Origin of the sequence: Microbispora sp. H10885 (assembly GCF_014161415.1) — a bacterium.
In the GTDB taxonomy this organism is placed as follows: domain Bacteria; phylum Actinomycetota; class Actinomycetes; order Streptosporangiales; family Streptosporangiaceae; genus Microbispora; species Microbispora triticiradicis.
In genome coordinates this window covers 46083-62570 of record NZ_JABBWY010000017.1, presented here as the reverse complement: position 1 = coordinate 62570, position 16488 = coordinate 46083, and the positions used below count along the sequence as shown (strand labels likewise).

At 70.6% G+C, this 16488-nt stretch carries 13 protein-coding genes and 2 tRNA genes; 7 read left to right on the top strand and 8 right to left on the bottom strand.

The annotated features are described in order from the left end of the window. Window positions 1–4: 4 nt before the first annotated feature. Window positions 5–1606: an alpha/beta hydrolase gene (locus tag HHX37_RS33675; RefSeq protein WP_182887977.1), complete on the bottom strand. Its 1602-nt coding sequence runs from the start codon at window positions 1604–1606 to the stop codon at window positions 5–7. 369 nt (window positions 1607–1975) lie between these two features. Here HHX37_RS33675 and HHX37_RS33670 point away from each other — a divergent pair. After that, window positions 1976–2052: transfer RNA gene (locus HHX37_RS33670), tRNA-Thr, on the top strand. Window positions 2053–2236: 184 nt separating this feature from the next. On the opposite strand, the gene HHX37_RS33665 is transcribed toward HHX37_RS33670, so the two are convergent. Then, entirely contained in the window at window positions 2237–4318 is a 2082-nt protein-coding gene (locus HHX37_RS33665) for a PQQ-dependent sugar dehydrogenase (RefSeq protein WP_182887976.1), read from the bottom strand. Between the two features lie 403 nt (window positions 4319–4721). Here HHX37_RS33665 and HHX37_RS33660 point away from each other — a divergent pair. Then, a tRNA-OTHER gene (locus tag HHX37_RS33660) sits at window positions 4722–4800 on the top strand. Between the two features lie 98 nt (window positions 4801–4898). Here the strand turns inward: HHX37_RS33660 and HHX37_RS33655 are convergent. Next, a complete protein-coding gene (locus HHX37_RS33655) occupies window positions 4899–5168 on the bottom strand; it encodes a hypothetical protein (protein WP_182882421.1) in 270 nt (89 codons plus the stop codon). Between the two features lie 241 nt (window positions 5169–5409). Between HHX37_RS33655 and HHX37_RS33650 the strand changes: the two genes are divergently transcribed. Next, window positions 5410–6462 (top strand): serine hydrolase domain-containing protein, encoded by a 1053-nt coding sequence (locus HHX37_RS33650; RefSeq protein ID WP_220503367.1) that lies wholly within the window; start codon window positions 5410–5412, stop codon window positions 6460–6462. 15 nt (window positions 6463–6477) lie between these two features. On the opposite strand, the gene HHX37_RS33645 is transcribed toward HHX37_RS33650, so the two are convergent. After that, complete coding sequence (locus tag HHX37_RS33645; RefSeq protein WP_182887975.1) at window positions 6478–6936, bottom strand: iron chaperone; 459 nt, start codon at window positions 6934–6936, stop codon at window positions 6478–6480. A 56-nt stretch (window positions 6937–6992) separates the two neighbouring features. Further along, a complete protein-coding gene (locus HHX37_RS33640) occupies window positions 6993–7448 on the bottom strand; it encodes a carboxymuconolactone decarboxylase family protein (RefSeq protein WP_182882418.1) in 456 nt (151 codons plus the stop codon). A gap of 164 nt (window positions 7449–7612) precedes the next feature. On the opposite strand from HHX37_RS33640, the gene HHX37_RS33635 reads away from it, so the two are divergent. The 3 genes from HHX37_RS33635 to HHX37_RS33625 all read left to right on the top strand — a co-directional run bounded on the left by HHX37_RS33635 (window position 7613) and on the right by HHX37_RS33625 (window position 12069). Then, complete coding sequence (locus HHX37_RS33635; protein ID WP_220503366.1) at window positions 7613–9859, top strand: ATP-binding protein; 2247 nt, start codon at window positions 7613–7615, stop codon at window positions 9857–9859. A gap of 216 nt (window positions 9860–10075) precedes the next feature. Further along, window positions 10076–11614, top strand: coding sequence for a DUF11 domain-containing protein (locus HHX37_RS33630; protein WP_220503365.1), 1539 nt, complete (start codon window positions 10076–10078; stop codon window positions 11612–11614). 71 nt (window positions 11615–11685) lie between these two features. Then, complete coding sequence (locus HHX37_RS33625; RefSeq protein WP_182887973.1) at window positions 11686–12069, top strand: nuclear transport factor 2 family protein; 384 nt, start codon at window positions 11686–11688, stop codon at window positions 12067–12069. Between the two features lie 91 nt (window positions 12070–12160). On the opposite strand, the gene HHX37_RS33620 is transcribed toward HHX37_RS33625, so the two are convergent. Continuing rightward, window positions 12161–13270: a hypothetical protein gene (locus tag HHX37_RS33620; protein ID WP_182887972.1), complete on the bottom strand. Its 1110-nt coding sequence runs from the start codon at window positions 13268–13270 to the stop codon at window positions 12161–12163. Between the two features lie 248 nt (window positions 13271–13518). After that, window positions 13519–14172, bottom strand: a complete 654-nt coding sequence (locus HHX37_RS33615) for a class I SAM-dependent methyltransferase (RefSeq protein ID WP_182882414.1) — start codon at window positions 14170–14172, stop codon at window positions 13519–13521. Window positions 14173–14634: 462 nt separating this feature from the next. Here HHX37_RS33615 and HHX37_RS38030 point away from each other — a divergent pair, with 462 nt between their 5' ends. Then, entirely contained in the window at window positions 14635–15369 is a 735-nt protein-coding gene (locus tag HHX37_RS38030; protein ID WP_182887971.1) for a GNAT family N-acetyltransferase, read from the top strand. Here HHX37_RS38030 and HHX37_RS33605 read toward each other — a convergent pair. Continuing rightward, window positions 15356–16471: an alpha/beta hydrolase family protein gene (locus HHX37_RS33605; protein WP_182887970.1), complete on the bottom strand. Its 1116-nt coding sequence runs from the start codon at window positions 16469–16471 to the stop codon at window positions 15356–15358. The two genes, HHX37_RS38030 and HHX37_RS33605, sit on opposite strands and share 14 nt — an antisense overlap. Between the last annotated feature and the right edge of the window lie 17 nt (window positions 16472–16488).

The window sequence follows — 16488 nt, the reverse complement described above, 5'->3', positions numbered from 1 at the left end:
CTTGTCAGGTCGCCTTCGGGCAGACCGTGCCGTTCTTGGGCGCGCGCAGCGTGAGCAGGTAGTCGTCGACCGCGGTGTCCACGCAGGTCGAGCCGCTGCGGTAGGCCGTGTGGCCGTCTCCGTCGTAGCCCAGCAACACGCCCGAGGTCAGCTCCTTCGCGAGCCCCTGCGCCCACTCGTACGGCGTGGCGGGGTCGCGCAGCGTGCCGACCACGAGGATGGGCGGCGCGCCCGCGCCCTTGATCGGCTTGTCGGCCTCGGCCGACTTCGCCGGCCAGTACGCGCAGGGCAGCGAACCCCACATCACGAACGGCCCGAAGTGCGGGGCCGTCTTCCCGGCCGCGTCGGCGGCCTTGCCGTACGCGTCGAGCGACGTGGGATAGCGGTGGTCCACGCAGTTGACGGCCATGTTCGCCTCGGTCTGGTTCGAGTACGTCCCGTCGGACCGGCGGTCGACCAGCAGGTCGGCCATCCGCAGCAGGGACGTGCCGTTGCCGTGGGTCATGGCCTGGCCCAGGGCCTGCCGCAGCTGGGGCCACGCGGTGCGCTCGTAGAGCGGGGTGGCGATGCCGAGCACCGTCCACGCCTCGTTGACGACCCGGCCGTCGCCGAGATCGTTCTTCAGCGGCTGCCGGTCGGCCCTCGCCAGCAGGTCGCTGATCTCCTTCATCGCGCCGTCGACCGTACGGCTCGTGAAGGGGCAGGCGCCGTCGAGGAAGCAGTCTTCGGCGAACGCCCTCAGCGCCACCTCGAAGCCCTTGGCCTGCACCTCGTTGGACTTGATGGCCGACATGGCCGGGTCCACCGCGCCGTCGAGCACCAGCGCCCGCACGTTCTTGGGGAACAGCTCGGCGTACATCGCGCCGAGGTAGGTGCCGTACGACTTGCCCAGGTAGGTGAGCCCGGCGTCGCCCAGGACGCCGCGCAGGACGTCCATGTCCCTGGCCGCGTCGGCCGTGCCCACGTGCGGCAGCAGGCGGGCCGACTGGGCTTCGCACCGCTCCGCGAACTGCTTGGACGCATCGTCCAGCTCGGTGACCTCCGCCGGGCTGTCCGGGCTGGAGTCCATGCCGACGTACTTGTCGAGCTGGGCGCCGGTCATGCAGTGGACGGGAGTCGACTCGCCGACGCCGCGCGGATCGAAGCCGACGACGTCGTACTGCTCGCGTACCCGCTCGCTGACCACGGACTTGGCGGCCCGCGCGTACTGGATGCCCGATCCGCCCGGTCCGCCGGGGTTGATGAGCAGCGAGCCGGCCCGCGTGCCGGAGGCCGGGAGGCGGATCGCGCTGAGCTCGATGCGCTCGCCGGAGGGCTTGGTGTAGTCGAGAGGGACCTGGATCCTGGCGCACTGGAAGCCGTCGCCGCAGTCGCTCCAGTCGGGCCGCTGCTCGTAGAAGGGGCGCAGCTCCGACGCGGGCGTCCGCATCGCCGGGAGCGCCTTGGTCACACCGGGCTGCTGGGACGACGGGGCCGGAGTGCGGGCGGAGCAGGCGCTGACGGGCAGCAGCGCGATCACTGCCGCGGCCGCCAGGCGCCGGCCCGGGCCATCGCTTCGCCGCTTCGTCCTGTGTGTGACCTTCGCGGTCTGGCCGGCCAGTCGCATGCTCGTCGTTCCCCTGCCGTCGTCTGCGTGACGAGGACCAGCATGCCGCCTGCCGGCGGGAGCGGCCACCGGACGCGAGCGGTTCCGGAGAATGTCATGCGGCGCCCTCCGGCCGGATGACCTGGCCGGGAGAGACGGAGCGCTCTTCCTGTGACACCTGCGCCGGGCTTGTCCCGTCTCCCGGTAAAGGGACGATCCCGAGGCGGCGAGGGAGAATTTACCCGGTCTCGCCGATCTTCCCCGCCCGCCGTCCGAGCCGGCCCCTTTCCCGCGTACGGCGGCAGCCCGTGCGGGCGCGGCACACCGGACGGTGACCGGTGCACGAGAGCCCGGCCGACCCTGTAGACTGTGCGAAGCCGTACGCGGCCTGCCGCCTTAGCTCAGTCGGCCAGAGCACTTCACTCGTAATGAAGGGGTCAAGGGTTCGATTCCCTTAGGCGGCTCCACCTCAGAAGCCCTCTGGAGAGATCCAGAGGGCTTCTGCGTGACTAACTGCGTGACTACGCTTGTGGCCGACCAGGCGGGAGATCTCTTCGGCACCGGCCGCCGCGGCGGACCAGGCCGCGCCCGGACGGCCGGTGGTCCGCGTGTTCGCGAAGACCACCGGCCGCGCCGTCGTGCCGGCTACAGCTAGGAGCCGAGCGTGACGTGGAAGATCTTCTCGTTTCCGTTGTTCGGGATGCCGTCCTTGTCGCCCTGGGTGCTGGTGGTCAGCCACAGGCCGCCGTCGGGAGCGGGCTCCACAGTGCGCAGCCGGCCGTAGGTGCCGTTGAAGAACACCTGCGCGCTGGGCAGGCTGCTCCCGCTGATCGGCACGCGGTACAGCCGGGTGCCGCGCTCGCAGGCGATGTAGATCACGTCGTTCACGATGGCGATGCCGGAGCAGGAGCCCTCCGCCACGGGGTAGGTGCGCTTGGGCGCGATGTACCCGGCGGTGCCGCAGGTGCCCGTCGTCCCCTCACACGCCGGCCAGCCGTAGTTGCCGCCCTTGGTGATCAGGTTGGTCTCGTCCATGATGGAGTTGCCGAACTCCTGCTCCCACAGCCGGCCCTGCGAGTCGAACGCCAGCCCCTGCGGGTTGCGGTGCCCGTAGCTCCACACGTAGGTGCCGAACGGGTTGTCCGACGGCACGGTGCCGTCCGGGTTGAGCCGCAGGATCTTGCCGTTGAGGCCGTTCAGGTTCTGCGCGTTGTCGCCGTTCTGGGCGTCGCCGGTGCTGGCGTACAGCTTGCCGTCCGGGCCGAACCGCAGGCGGCCGCCGTTGTGGTACTTGTTGCGCAGGATCCCGGTGAGCAGGATCTGCTCAGAACTGAGGGTGAGCTGGTCGTTCTCCAGCTTGATGCGGACGATCCGGTTGTCGGTCGACGTCGTGTGCATCATGTACAGCCAGTGGTCGCTGGCGAAGGTGGGGGCGATGGCCAGCCCCATGAGGCCGCCCTCGCCGTCGGTGTCGTCGACGTTCGGCACCGTGCCGATGTTGGTCTTCGCCCCGGTGGCCGGGTCGAGGTGGATGATGTCGTGGACGTCCCTGCGGCTGTAGAGGATCGTGCCGTCGGGCAGCGTGAGCAGACCCCACGGGAGGTCGGTCTCGGTCGCGATCTGCGTCACCCCGCACACCGAGTCGGCGCACCCCCCGCCGGTGGTCACGGTCGCGGTGTTGCTGCGCGACGAGACGTTGGACTGCGCGTCGCGGGCCACCACGTAGTACTGGTAGCTCGTGTTCGCCGACAGCCCGCTGTCGATGAAGGTGGTGGCCGGCGGGTTGCCGGTGACCGTGCCCACCAGCGTGCCGCCGCGGTAGACGAGGTAGGCGCGGACCCCGACGTTGTCGGTGGCCGCGGTCCACTGCAACGTCACCGTGGTGCCGGACGCGGAGCCGGTGAGCTGGCTCGGGGCGGTGGGCGCTTGAGTGTCGGACTGGCACTGCGGTGGCGTGATCGTGACCGTCGCGCTCGCCTGGGAGACGTTGCCCGCCGCGTCGCGCGCGTTGACGTACAGACCCCACGTCGAACCGGGGACCACGGTGAGGGTGGTGGACAGGGTGGTCCCGCTCACCGACTTCATCAGCTGGCCGTCGTGGTAGACGTCATAGAACGCCACTCCGACGTTGTCGGTGGAGGCGCTCCACGCGAACGTGACCGAGTCGCACACCAGGCCGCTCACCCGCGGGTTGCCCGGCACCGTCGGAGGCTGGGTGTCGGCGCTTCCGGTGGACGTCGTCCACTTCTGGTTGCTCTGCCCGTTACACGTCCACAACTGCACCGGGGTGTTGTTGGCGGTCCGGGCTCCGCTCACGTCCAGGCACATGCCGGACTGCACGCCGACGATGCTGCCGTCGGAGTTGATCCGCCACTTCTGGCTGGCCGCCCCGGTGCAGGTGGAGATCTGCAGCGTGGCCGGCGGCGTGGTGTCCTGACCGACCACGTCCAGGCACCTCGGGGAGCTGTACACCCGGAGCTCTCCGGCCGTGGTGGAGGTCCACGTCTGGCTCGCCTGCCCGTTGCAGTCGTAGATGGTGACGCGGGCGCCTGGCGTCGTGGAGTTGCCGGCCACGGTCAGGCAGCGGCCGGACGCCACGCCGACCACGGTCGAGGTGGCCGCCGACGCGGGCGTCGAGCTCGCCACGATCATGGCGGCCACCGAGGCGAGCGCGGCCACGAAGGCGGCCAGAGCGCGCGGCCACGGCCGACCACGGGTGGTTAAGGCGAACATTCGTATCAGTCCTTACCGGGGTCGTTCGAGGGGGGTTGCCAGGGAAGGGGTCTGGCGCGGCGCCGGCGGGACCGCGGTGCGCGGTCACCACCGAGTCTGACAATGTTGTCAGAAATATTGTCACGACAGCCGACGAATGTGGCATATCGGATTGCCCGCTCACCGAAGCCGTCCGATGGCGGGCGGCACGCCAGGTCCGGCGACGGGGGCGCCTCACGCGGGTGACCGCGCCTTGACGTGGGGCTCGGCCGCGGGTGGTGCCTCTGCCTCACATGGGACGCCACCTGAAGATCATCGATCCCGAGATGAAACATTCACCGCCCGCCCGCTCCCCGAACCCCTCTGCCCGAACCAGACCAAAACGCGAGATCGCGACGGACATGATCCACACCGTGTCGGAAGCGCCGCCATCTGATCGGAATGAGCGTTCAAATTTCCTCGTGATGAAGGGGTCAAGGGTTCGATTCCCTTAGGCGGCTCCACCACAAAGGCCCTCCCGGGAGTTCCGGGAGGGCCTTTTGCGTTTCATACGGCAGCTCGGCGGCAACCGTTACATCGGTTACCTCTACCTCGATGCGGTCTACGAGACGTACAGCATCCAGAGGGGCGGCCTCGCATAGATGCTGCTCGGACGGCAGACAGCGGACTTCCCGGCAGCGGTGTATTCGGCAGCCGCACGCAGGCATGCGTCCGACGTCGAGTAGATGCCGTAGAGCTGGGGCGTGTTGCCGGCCGTCGCGGCGGAGGTCTGCGTCGTGGCCGCCTGTGCCGCGGCCGGGAATGCGAGGGCGGCGAGGACAAGACCAACCCCGGCTGCCGTGCGGCGGAATGAGTTCGTGTTGAAAATCATGGATCGAACGGTAGAAGTGGTCCCCCTTCCCGGTCGTCAAAGCGGTCCTTGATTCCATGTCCCCCTCTGGGGTGATCCTCCGCGGTCGGGACATCCTCCTCCTGGGAGACGTCGCCCTCGGCCGATGGCCGCCCCCGAGGGCCTTCGCGTGTGCATCTGCGTGGGGGACGTGGCATCGCCGATCTGTCGTCACCGAATCCCGATTGCCTCCGGCTGACCTTTGTTCCTAGGGTGAGTGGCCGTGATCAGCGGAACGGTGGAACCGGGTTTCGAACAGGTACGGGACGTTTTCGCCGATGTGCTGAAGCGGCAGGCCGGAGGAGCGGGGGCAGCGGTCGCCGCCCAGCTGGACGGCCGATGGATCGTCGACCTGTGGGGAGGACCCGGCTGGTCACGCGACAGCATCGTCATGCCGTACTCCGTGACCAAACCGTTCGCGGCGGTCTGTGCGTTGCTCCTCGTGGATCGGGGCGTGCTGGAGTTGGACGCCCCGATGCAGCGCTACTGGCCCGAGTTCACGGCGCCGGCGACCGTACGACATGTCCTGTCGCACCAGGCCGGCGTGGTGGCACTGGACCAGCCGGTACCCACAGAGACCTTCTACGACTGGGACCGGCTGTGCGCGCTTCTCGCCGCGCAGGAGCCGTCGTGGGAGCCGGGGACCGCGCACGGCGAGTCGGCGTTGTTCTACGGGCACCTGGTCGGTGAACTGGTCCGGCGCACCGACGGGCGGACGCTCGGCCGCTTTCTCGCCGAGGAGGTCTGCGGCCCACACGAGCTGGACTTTCACATCGGCCTGGGCCCCGCCGAACAGGAACGGGCGATCGAGCTGACCGGCTTGACCCCAGCGTTCCGGGCCGCCGCGCTGGACGGCAAACCCGGCCTCTACCACCGGGCGATCGGCAATCCGCTCGGTGCCCAGGACCCGGCTGTGGTCAACTCCGCCACTTGGCGGGCCGCCGAGATCCCCGCTGTCAACGGCCACGGCACCGCCCGCGCGGCCGCCGGGTTCTACTCCGCGTTGCCGCGGCTGCTGTCAGCCGACCTGCTCGCCGAGGCCACCACCGCCCAGTGCTCGGGGCCGGACGCGGTTTTCGGGGCACAGGCGAGCTGGGGGCTGGGCTTCGGCGTCGAGGGTGACGACTACGGGATGGGCGGCCTGGGCGGCAACTATGCCGGAGCCGCCGGCTACACCTTCGCCTTCCTCACTGGCCATGCCGGCGGTTTCGACCGCGCCACCGACCTGGAGAACGCTCTGCGCGCCGTTCTCGGGCTGGGCCCGGTTCCCGACTAGACCGGCGCCCGATCCTCAGCTCAGCGCCTGCCTCAGGAGCGCGCCGATCCTCGCCTCGGCGTCGGCGGTGATCTCGGTGAGGGCGTACGAGGCCGGCCACATGGTGCCTTCGTCGAGGGCCGCCTCGTCGCTGAAGCCGAGTGTCGCGTAACGGGCCTTGAACTTCGCCGCGGGCTGGAAGAAGCAGATCATCTTGCCGTCGCGGGCGTACGCGGGCATCCCGTACCACAGCTTCGCCGTGAGGTCGGGCGCGCCGGCCTTGATCAGGGCGTGCAACCGCTCGGCGATCGCCCGGTCGGGCTCCGCCATCTCGGCGATCTTCGCGAGCACCTCGCTCTCCGTGTCGGCCTTGGCGCCCCGCCGAGCGCTCGTCTTCAGCTCCTTGGCGCGCTGCTTCATCGCGTCGCGCTCTTCCACGGTGAAACCGTCGTGCTTCTGGCCCTCGGCGGTGGTGGTCTTCCTGGTGTTCGACATGACGACTTCCTCTTTCCGCGACGTACGGCTTGGGGTGGTGCTGATCGGGAACGGTGTCACCACGTGCCCGCCTGCCGGCGGGTCGGCACGTTGAGCCGGTTGAAGGCGTTGGCGATCGCGATGTTGAGCAGCAGTGCGGCCAGTTCCTTCTGGTCGAAGTGCTTGGCGGCCATGTCCCACACCTGGTCCGGCACCGGGTCTGCCTGGTCGGCGAGCCGGGTCACGGCCTCGGTCAGGGCCAGCGCGGCGCGCTCCTCGTCGCTGAACCACGGAGTCTCCCGCCACGCGGCGACGGCGTGCACCTGGTCTGCGGTCGCCCCGTGCCGCTGGGCCTGGTGGACGCCCCCGGCCACACACGGAGCGCAGCCGTTGATCTGGCTGGCCCGCAGGTGGCTCAGCGCCAGCAGCTTGCCGTCCGCTCCGGCACCCGCGATGGCCTTGTTGACCGCCATCAGGGCCTCCATCGCCTCGGGGATCAAAGCCGCCGGGTTCGGCATGCGCTCGGTCGACATCGCTTCTCCTTCGTCGTGGGTGTTTCCGACAGGTGCTATCCGACCATCGGCGTGCCGGGGCCCGCCTGGTCCGTGGGACACCGTGGGACAGGCAGAACCCGATTGAACTGCGCGAACGCATCGCCGATCCGTCTGCGTGGGCCGGGACGGGTACGGTGTTGCACGTGTCCGGCCCCCAGGAGCGACTGGTGGCTCAGCTCTCCCGGATCAAGGAGCTGAGCGGGCTCAGCCTGCGCGCCCTTGCCCGCCAGACGAATCTGAGCAGCTCGTCGTTGTCGCGGTATCTGACCGGCCGGCTCGTGCCGCCATGGGAGGCCGTCGTGGCGCTGTGCCGGGCCGTGGGACGCGATCCCCGGCCACTGCGCGCGCTGTGGGCCGAGGCGGCCGAAGCAGGCGCGGCGCCCGCCCGACGCCGCAACGACCTGCCGGCCGACCTGTTCGACTTCACCGGCAGAGAAGCGGAGTCCGCGCTGGTCGAAGAGCTGCTGCGCACCACTGGCGCGGCCGCGATCGACGGCATGGCGGGCGTGGGCAAGACCAGCCTGGCCGTGCACGTGGCCCATCGGCTCGTCCCCGCGTATCCGGACGGCGGGCTCTATCTCGACCTCCAGGGCTTCACCCCGGGTCAGGAACCGCTGGAGCCGCACGCCGCGCTGGGCCGGCTGCTGGGCGCGCTGGACGTCACGCACCCCCCGGCCGGCACCGCCGATCGCGCGGCGCTCTGGCGGTCGGAGCTGTCCCGCAGGCGGATTCTCGTCGTGCTCGACAACGCGGTCGACGCGGAGCAGGTGCGTCCGCTGCTCCCCGGCGCGGGGAAGTCCGCGGTCCTGGTCACCAGCCGACACCGGCTGGTCAGCCTGGACGGAGTGCCGCCGGTTTCCCTGGAGCCGCTGACCGACGACGACGCGGTGCACCTGTTCGGCCGGGCGGCCGGGCTATCGCTCACCGAAGAGGAAGCGGTCGACCAGGTGCTGCGGCAGTGCGGCGGGCTCCCGCTGGCGCTGCGGATGGCGGGCGCGCGGCTTCGCCACCGCCCGGGCTGGACGGTGGCCGTGCTGGCCGAGCGGCTGCGCGCCACTCCCGGCCGCTTCGACTCCGCGTTCGGAATGTCGCTGCAGCAGCTCGACGCGGTCCAGCGCCGCATGTTCCGGCTGCTGGGCGTGCTGCCGGGCGCCGACTTCGACGCGGCGGTGGCGGGCGCGCTCACCGACATGCCGCCCGACCGGGCCGGCGCCGCGCTGGAGGAGCTGGTCGACGCCCACCTGGTCCAGGAGCCCTCGCCCGGGCGCTACCGGATGCACGATCTGATCCGGCAGTACGCGGCGGACATCGCCGCCGACGAGGAGCCGCGGGCCGAAGCCGGCCTGCGCCGGGTCCTGGCGCACTGTCTGGCGCAGGCCGTCGCCAACGATCGAGCCCTGCCCTCGCCGGACCGCAAGGAACCCTCGCCGGGAGATCCCGCGAGGGCCATGGCCTGGTTCGACCTCGAGTACGTCAACCTGGTGGCCTGCTTCGACGCCGCCGTACGCCTCGGCATGGACGAGGTGGTGGCCGAGCTGCCGCAGGCCATGCGGGTCTGGTTCTTCCGGCACCGCGGAACCGATGACCAGGCACGCATGCTCGAAGCCGCCGCGACGGCCGCGGCGCGTCTCGGCCGCGACCGGCAGCGGGCTTCGCTGCTCGCGGACCTCGGCTACGTCCGTGCCACCGCCGGACGCCTCACCGAGGCGCTCTCCGCCTACGAACTGGCCGAGCGGTCGGGGCCGGACGACGACACCGCGGCCGCCCTGGCGCTGCGTATCGGCATGGTGCGCCGGGATCTCGGCGACCTCGACGCGGCACAGGCGCACTTCCGGCGTGCACGCGAGCTGTTCGAGAGAATAGGGCGCCACGCGGGGCAGTCCCAGGCGCTGGCCTTCGACGGATGGGTGACACTTCACCTCGGGCGGCGCGGCGAAGCCGTCGAACTCGCCCAGGCATCCCTCGCCCTGGCGGAAGGGCCCGCACGGATCACCGGGCTGGTCACCCTCGGTCTCGCGCTGGCACCGGACGACCCGGCGGAGTCGCTGCGAACGCTGCATGACGCGTTGCGGCTGTCCGAGCAGCACGATCTTCTGCACAACCAGGCGTGGTGCCACAACTGTCTCGGTGTCGCGCTGCGGATCACGGGTTCACCCGAGAAGGCGCTCGAACACCACCGGCGGGCCTTCGAGCTGCTGGAACCGCTGGCCGAGGTACAGCTGGAGATCGATGTCCTGCACGCCTACGCCGAGACGTGCCGCGCGGCGGGCCTCTGGGACGAGGCGCTGGCGCTGCTCGGCCGGACCATCGAGCTCGCGCGTGAGCTGGGCCGGCCGTTCGACGAGAAGCTCGCCCGCGCGGCGCGTGAGACCGTGCGCGCCGCCCGCTGAGCCACCTCCACCTCCACCGTCTGCACGCTTCGCCTGATCATTACCCGGAAGATCCAGATCTCGCCTGCACAGAGTCGGGAGAGAACAAGATCCGGCCAACTGTTGGCACGGCCGCACGTGTCAGCCCACCTCACCCGCGCTCTCCGGGTGAGTCTCTCGCTCGGTGCCAGCGCCGGTCGTACGGCCTGGTGAGTTACCGCCGACGAGAGGATCCCCATGATGAGGCACATCCACAGGATGTGTTACCCCGTCGCCGCCCTGGTGGCGGCTGTGGTCCCCCTGACGCTGTCCGGAGCGGTCCCGGCCGACGCCGCGGCCGCCCGTGCCGAGGCCGGGGCCACGGCGGCGCCGAACCCCGCGTCGTGTCCCGAGCAGGTGGCGCTGGTCAACGGCGGGTTCGAGAAGCCCGTCGTCGCCGGGACGTGGGCTCCGTTCTCCGACGCCTCGCAGAACAACCCGAACGCGGTGCCGGGCTGGCGGACGACCGCCACCGATCACATGATCGAGATCTGGAGCCCCCGGATGAACGTTCCGGCGGTCGAGGGCGCGCAGTTCGCGGAGCTGAACGCCAACCAGGTCTCGACCCTCTACCAGGACCGTCCGACGACCCCGGGCCAGAAGCTGTACTGGCGGCTGTCCCACCGCGGGCGTCTCGGCACCGACCAGATGGCGCTGGACATCGGCGCTCCCTCGGGCCCCGCCCAGCAGGGGACCATGTCCGACGGCACCGGGAAGTGGGGCACCTACCACGGCAGCTACACCGTGCCCCCCGGGCAGACGACCACCAGGTTCGCCTTCCGTTCCATTTCCGCCGCCGGAGGCAACGCGTCGGTCGGCAACTTCCTCGACGACGTCTTCTTCGGCACCCCGCCGTGCGTCGTCGTCACCAAGTCCGCGAGCCCGCAGGGGCCGGTGGACGTCGGCGCCGAGATCACCTACCGGCTGACCGCCGTCAACAAGGGCGGCGACGTCGCGCAGAACGTCCGGCTCACCGACAAGGTCCCGGCCGGAACCACCTACGTCCCCGGCTCGCTCCGCGTCGTGGGCGGCCCGGGCAGCGGCGCCATGACCGACCAGGCCGGCGACGACCGGGCCGAGTTCGACGCCGCCACCGGTGCTGTCTCGTTCAGGTTGGGAGACGGCGCCACGGGCACGGCAGGGGGCCGGCTGGCCAACGACACCACGCTGCCGGACGGCACCACCGTGGAGTTCCGGGTCAAGGTCGGCCGGTCGGTCGCGGGCAGGCAGGTCGTCAACAGCGGCGCGGTGGCCTACGAGAACCGGCTCGGCCCCGAGCCCGAGACGCTCACCTCCATCAGCGGTGACGCCGTCACCGAGGTCAACCCGGCCGTCGACCTGAGCGTGGTCAAGTCCGCGGACAAGACCGAGGTCACCGTGGGCGAGACCGTCATCTACCGCGTCACGGTCGCCAACGCCGGGCCCAACGACGCTACCGGCGTCGCCGTCAAGGACGTCCTGCCGGCCAACCTCGCCTTCCTGTCGTCCACGCGGTCGACCGGCACGTACGCCGGTGGAACGTGGACCGTGGGAACGCTGGCCGGCGGCGCGACGGCCACGCTGGTCGTCCGCGCGAAGGCCACCGCGGTCGGGGAGACGATCAACACCGCCACTGTCGGCGGCAAGGAGCTCGACCTCGACCCGGCCAACGACAGCGACGCGGTAAAGGTCTGCGTGCAGCGCGAGCCGTTCTGCCCCTACTGCACACCCGGGAGCAAGCCGGACACCGGGAAGTAATCCGCTGAAACCGGAAGCCTCCGGGACTACCGTTGTGCCGTCGAAGACGCGCCACGACGGAGAGGACCGACATGGCAGGCACTCTTCTGGACGAGCTGTACGAGGCCGAGCGGAGGTTGCAGAACGCCCAGCTCAACGGTGACGTTGAGGAACTCGACCGGCTGCTCGACGAGCGGCTCGTCTTCACCGGGCCTCCCGACGGGCGGCTGTACCCGGAGGCCAAGGAGCTGGACCTGCACAACCACCGCTCGCGCACCCAGGTCATGAAGAAGGTCGTCCAGGAGGACCTCACCGTCCTCGTCTCGGGGACGACCGGGGTGACCTGCTTCCTCGGCACGCTGGAGGGCGAGTTCGCGGGCGTGCCGTTCGGCGGCCGGTTGCGCTACACGCGCACGTGGGTGCACTCCGACGAGTACGGCTGGCGCATCCTGGCGGCCCACGCCAGCGAGGCCTGAGCCCGTACGGACGTGTGGAAGGGCACGGGCGGCATGGCCCGTGCCCTTCGTCGACCCGGCCGGTGACGCGCCGGGTTCAACTCTCACCTCACTACTCGCACTCCTCGCTGGACGAGCTGGACGAGCTGGAGCCGAGCGACGGCTGGTAGGCGATCTGCCGGCTCTCGGTGACGTAGTGCGTCTCCGCGATCGGGCGCTGGAAGGTCTCCATGCGCGTGTAGCTGACCGGACGGCTCTCGCTGACCATGTGCGTGCTGGTCACCGGGTGCGTCTCCGGCACCATCCGGGTGTAGCTGACCGGACGGCTCTCGGTGACGAACCGTGTCTCGGTGATCGGCCGCTGGAAGCTGACCTGCCTGGTCACCGGGCGGCTCTCGGTGACGTACCGCGTCTCCTTGATCGGCCGCTGGTAGGTCTGCTGCTCGGTCACCGCCTTCTGCTCGGTGACGTAGTGGACCACCGGCCGCTGGTAGCTGACGTACCGGGTGACCGGGCGGCTCTCGGTGACGTACCGCGTCTGCTGGATAGGCCGCTGGTAGGACACGTACTGCGTGACCGGGCGGCTCTCCGTGACGAACCGCGTCTGCTGGATCGGCCGCTGGAAGCTGACCTGGCGCGTTTCCGTGACCGGGCGCATCCGGGTGACCATGTGCGTCTCGGACACCGGCCGCTGGAAGGTGACCTGACGCGTGTAGGTGACCGGGCGGCTCTCGGTCACCATGCGCATCTGGGTGACCGGCCGCTGATAGGTGATCGTCCGGCTGTAGCTGAGCGGACGGCTGTAGGAGACCTCGCGCAGCGAGGAACTCCTGAGCGACGGACTCCTGAGGGACGACTCACGCAGTGAGGACGCCCCCAGCGAGGACCGGGAGTGGAGGGCGAGGTTGCTCGCCGACTCCCCGGCCTCCTCGGACTCCTCGGCCTCTTCCGACTCCTCGCTCGAACCGCTCGAACCGCTTTCCAGGGCGCTTTCGCTCTCCCGCCCGAACCCGCTCTCTTCGTACGCGCGTACGCTCTGCTCCGCCGCCTCCTCTGATTCCTCGCCGAGGTAGCCCGGCTCCTCGGCCCGCGGCGCGCTCAGCGCGGCGGCCGCCAGGGCGCCGGACGGGTGGACGGTGGAGGCCGAGGCGATGGCCGGCCAGAGCGATACAGCGGTAAGGACTGCCGGACCCAGCAGTAATGAGAATCGAGTGCCGTGCATAGAGATACTCCTCTCCGATCAGCGATCGGGTGCATCTCAATCCTTGGCACCCCCGCCGGAGCCCGTCCAGGCGAATTGACCCCTCCCGGGCCGTTCACGGCGTAATTCCGTATGACCTGATGAGCATCCGTGCCATTGAACGGCGGGATGACCGGTCCGCGTTTTGCCCTGCCCTGTCCACGCCGATGCGATCAGCCGTTTCCGGCACTATTACGTTTCCGGTGTTGCGAGTTTTCCCCGCTTTCCTGTCAGCGGCGGGCGATGACGGCGTAGCGCTCGTCGTGGATCGTTTTGCCCCACAGCACGGGATCGGTCAGCGGCTCCACCCGCACACTCGCGGCGTACGGCCGGAGGACGTCCAGGAGCGGTCCGGCGCTCACTCCGCCGAGCCACGGCAGCGCGTGGGCTCCGGCGACGTACGGCGGGCCGTCGTCGGAGGACCGCCAGTTGCCCTCGATCAGGACCAGTCGGCCGTGCGGGCGCAGCAGGCTCATCCAGGTGCGCAGCGCGCGTTCCGGCGCGGGCAGGGTCCACACCAGGTGCCGGGCCAGGACCACGTCGAAGGAGGCGCCGGCGGCGGGAGGGTCGCTCGCGTCCCCGACGAGGACGGTCACCGCGAAGCCCGCCGAGGCGAGCTTGCGGCGGGCCGTCTCGGCCATCCTCGGTGAGAGGTCCAGCCCGACGGGCCGGTGTCCCTGCTCCGCCAGCAGCAGTGTCAGCGAGCCGGTGCCGCAGCCCAGATCGAGGACGTCGGACGGGGGCCGCGGCATCCAGGAGCGCAGCCGCCCCGCCCAGGCGGCGCGGATCCCGAGGTCACGAAGCCCGTGGTCGGCTTCGTCGTCGAACGTGTCCGCCGCCGCGTCCCAGTAGGAGGAGATCGACTCGCGATCCGGTACGGGCATGAACGCATCGTGACATCCGTCACCGACAATTCCACGCGGTCGGCAGGGGGAAGGGATGCCCATGGGCCGGGTGCTTCCGGAACACGCTCGTGCTTCCGGAACGCGCCTGTGCTCGCGGAACACGCTCGTGCTTCCGGAACACGCCGATGCTCCCCGAACACGCCAGGACCCCGGCAGGAGGATCTCCTGCCGGGGTCCCGCACGTGTGGTGCCGGTGCCGGGTCGCCTCTCGGCGAAAGGCACAACGCGGCTCCAGCCGAACGGTAGTCCGCGAAGGCAAATTAGGTGAGGCCCGGGGACACCTGCACACCGGCCACGCTTCATCAAACCACGTGCCCGGGCCCGTTGTTCCCGGCCGCGCCATCTTTTTCCCGGACGTTCTCCGGGAGGACCCGGAGCAAGAGGGCGTGCTCCGGGAAAAAAGGGTTGCCTGCCAGGGGATGCCGCGCGAACCTCTGCTTCGTGCGACGAGTGACTCTGGCCGGGCCCGGCGGTTCCCCGGCGATCAGCTACACCGAGGGCGAGAGGTACGGCCTGCCGTGCGCCGACCAGGTGGAGGTGCTGGGCCCGGACCCGGTGAGCGCGATCCTGGAGAAGCTGCCCGGGTGGGCCGTGGCGGGGCCGCCCGATCTCGGCCGGGAACTGCTCGCGCACGGCGCCCGCCTGATGCGGCACGCCCACCAGATGACCTGCGACCTGCGTACGGCGCCACCCGCCGACTCCGCCGCTCCCGAGGGCTACCGGTTCGTCTCCTGCGACCGCGCGCCGGAGGACCTGCTCCCGGCCATATGGGCGGCCTATCCTCCGGGCCATGTGGACCACCGGAGCAAGGACAAGGCCACGGCGCTGCGCGAGGAGCTCGTCCCGCTGCTGACGGGGGAGATGCTCGGCGAGCTCCTGCCCTGCAGCGTCCTGGCCGTGGACGAGAGCGACACGGTGGCCGGAGGCGTCCTGGTCAACCGCTTCGGCGACCTGGCCTGGGTGACCGAGGTCTTCCGGCACCCCGGCCGTACGCCGTCCGGCCTCGGCGCCCGGATGCTGGCCGCGGTCCGCGAGAGGGCGTGCGCCACGGGATGGGACCGGCTGGGCCTGGCCGTGACCGAGGGCAACCCGGCCAGGCGCGTCTACGAGCGGCTGGGCTTCACCCTGGTCAAAACCTCGATGACCGTCGCGATCCCCGCCGTCACAGGGACGTGACGAACTCCTTGAGTTCCCGCTCGTAACGGGCGGGGCCGGCGTTCCACGATCCGGTGTGCCCGCCCCCGGCGGTCCGTACGAGCCTGACGATGTCGGGCCGGGCCTCGGCGAAGCGCAGCGCGGGACCGGGCGGCACGGTCGCGTCGTCGTCGTCCACGAAGACCAGGGCCGGGACCTTGAACTCGCGGGCGTGGCGCAGGTGGTCCAGGTCGTCGAACGACAGGCCGGTACGCCGTTCGACCACCCATTCGCCCACCGGTACGAGGAAGCCCGGGACGCCCATCTGCTCGGCCCCGAGGGCGATGGGCGCCCGCCAGTCGACGACCGGGCTGTCGAGGATCATCGCCTTGATCGGCTCGCCGGGCAGCTTCCGCACGGTCATGGGCACGATGCCGCCGCCCATCGACCAGCCGTACAGCACGATGCCGGTCGCGCCCTGCCGCCGGGCGTAGGCGATCGCCGCGGCCACGTCACGCCACTCGGTGGCGCCGAGGTGGAGCTTGCCGTCCGGGCTCGCCGGGGCGCCCTCGTCGTTGCGGTAGGTGATGCCCAGCACCGGCATCCCCAGGCTGTGGAAAACCGGCAGCACGCGCAGCGCCTCCCCGGGGCCGCCGTTCCGTCCGTGCACCGCGATCACCCAGGTCCGCGAGACGCCCTCGGTGCGCCAGCCGGGGAAACCGCCGAGCGGCGAGGGGATCGTCACGTCCGTGTACGGAACGCCCGCGGCGGCCGGGGTCGCGTGCCCCCACAGCCATCGGTCGAGGTAGGCGCGCACCCCCGGGCGCAGTTCGCCGCGGACGACCCGGGTGACCTTCCTGGTCACCGCGCCGGCCCCGGCCGCGGTCGCCGGTCCCAGCAGCGCGTTGCCGTCCGACCAGGTCAGGCCGTACGTGCCGGGGGAGGCCGTGTCGGTGCCGCCCTTGATCGTGACCTCGTCCCCGCGGACGGCCGTGACCTCCAGCGGATAGCCGGCCTCGTGCACCGGGTCGATCACGAAGCCCGAGTAGTACCAGCCGGCGCCGCCGACGGCGGCCAGGCCGAGCGTCACGACGACGGCGAGCGTCCACAGGAGGCGGCGCAGCCAGCGGGATCTGCCGTGCATGCCCAGAATCTACTGGG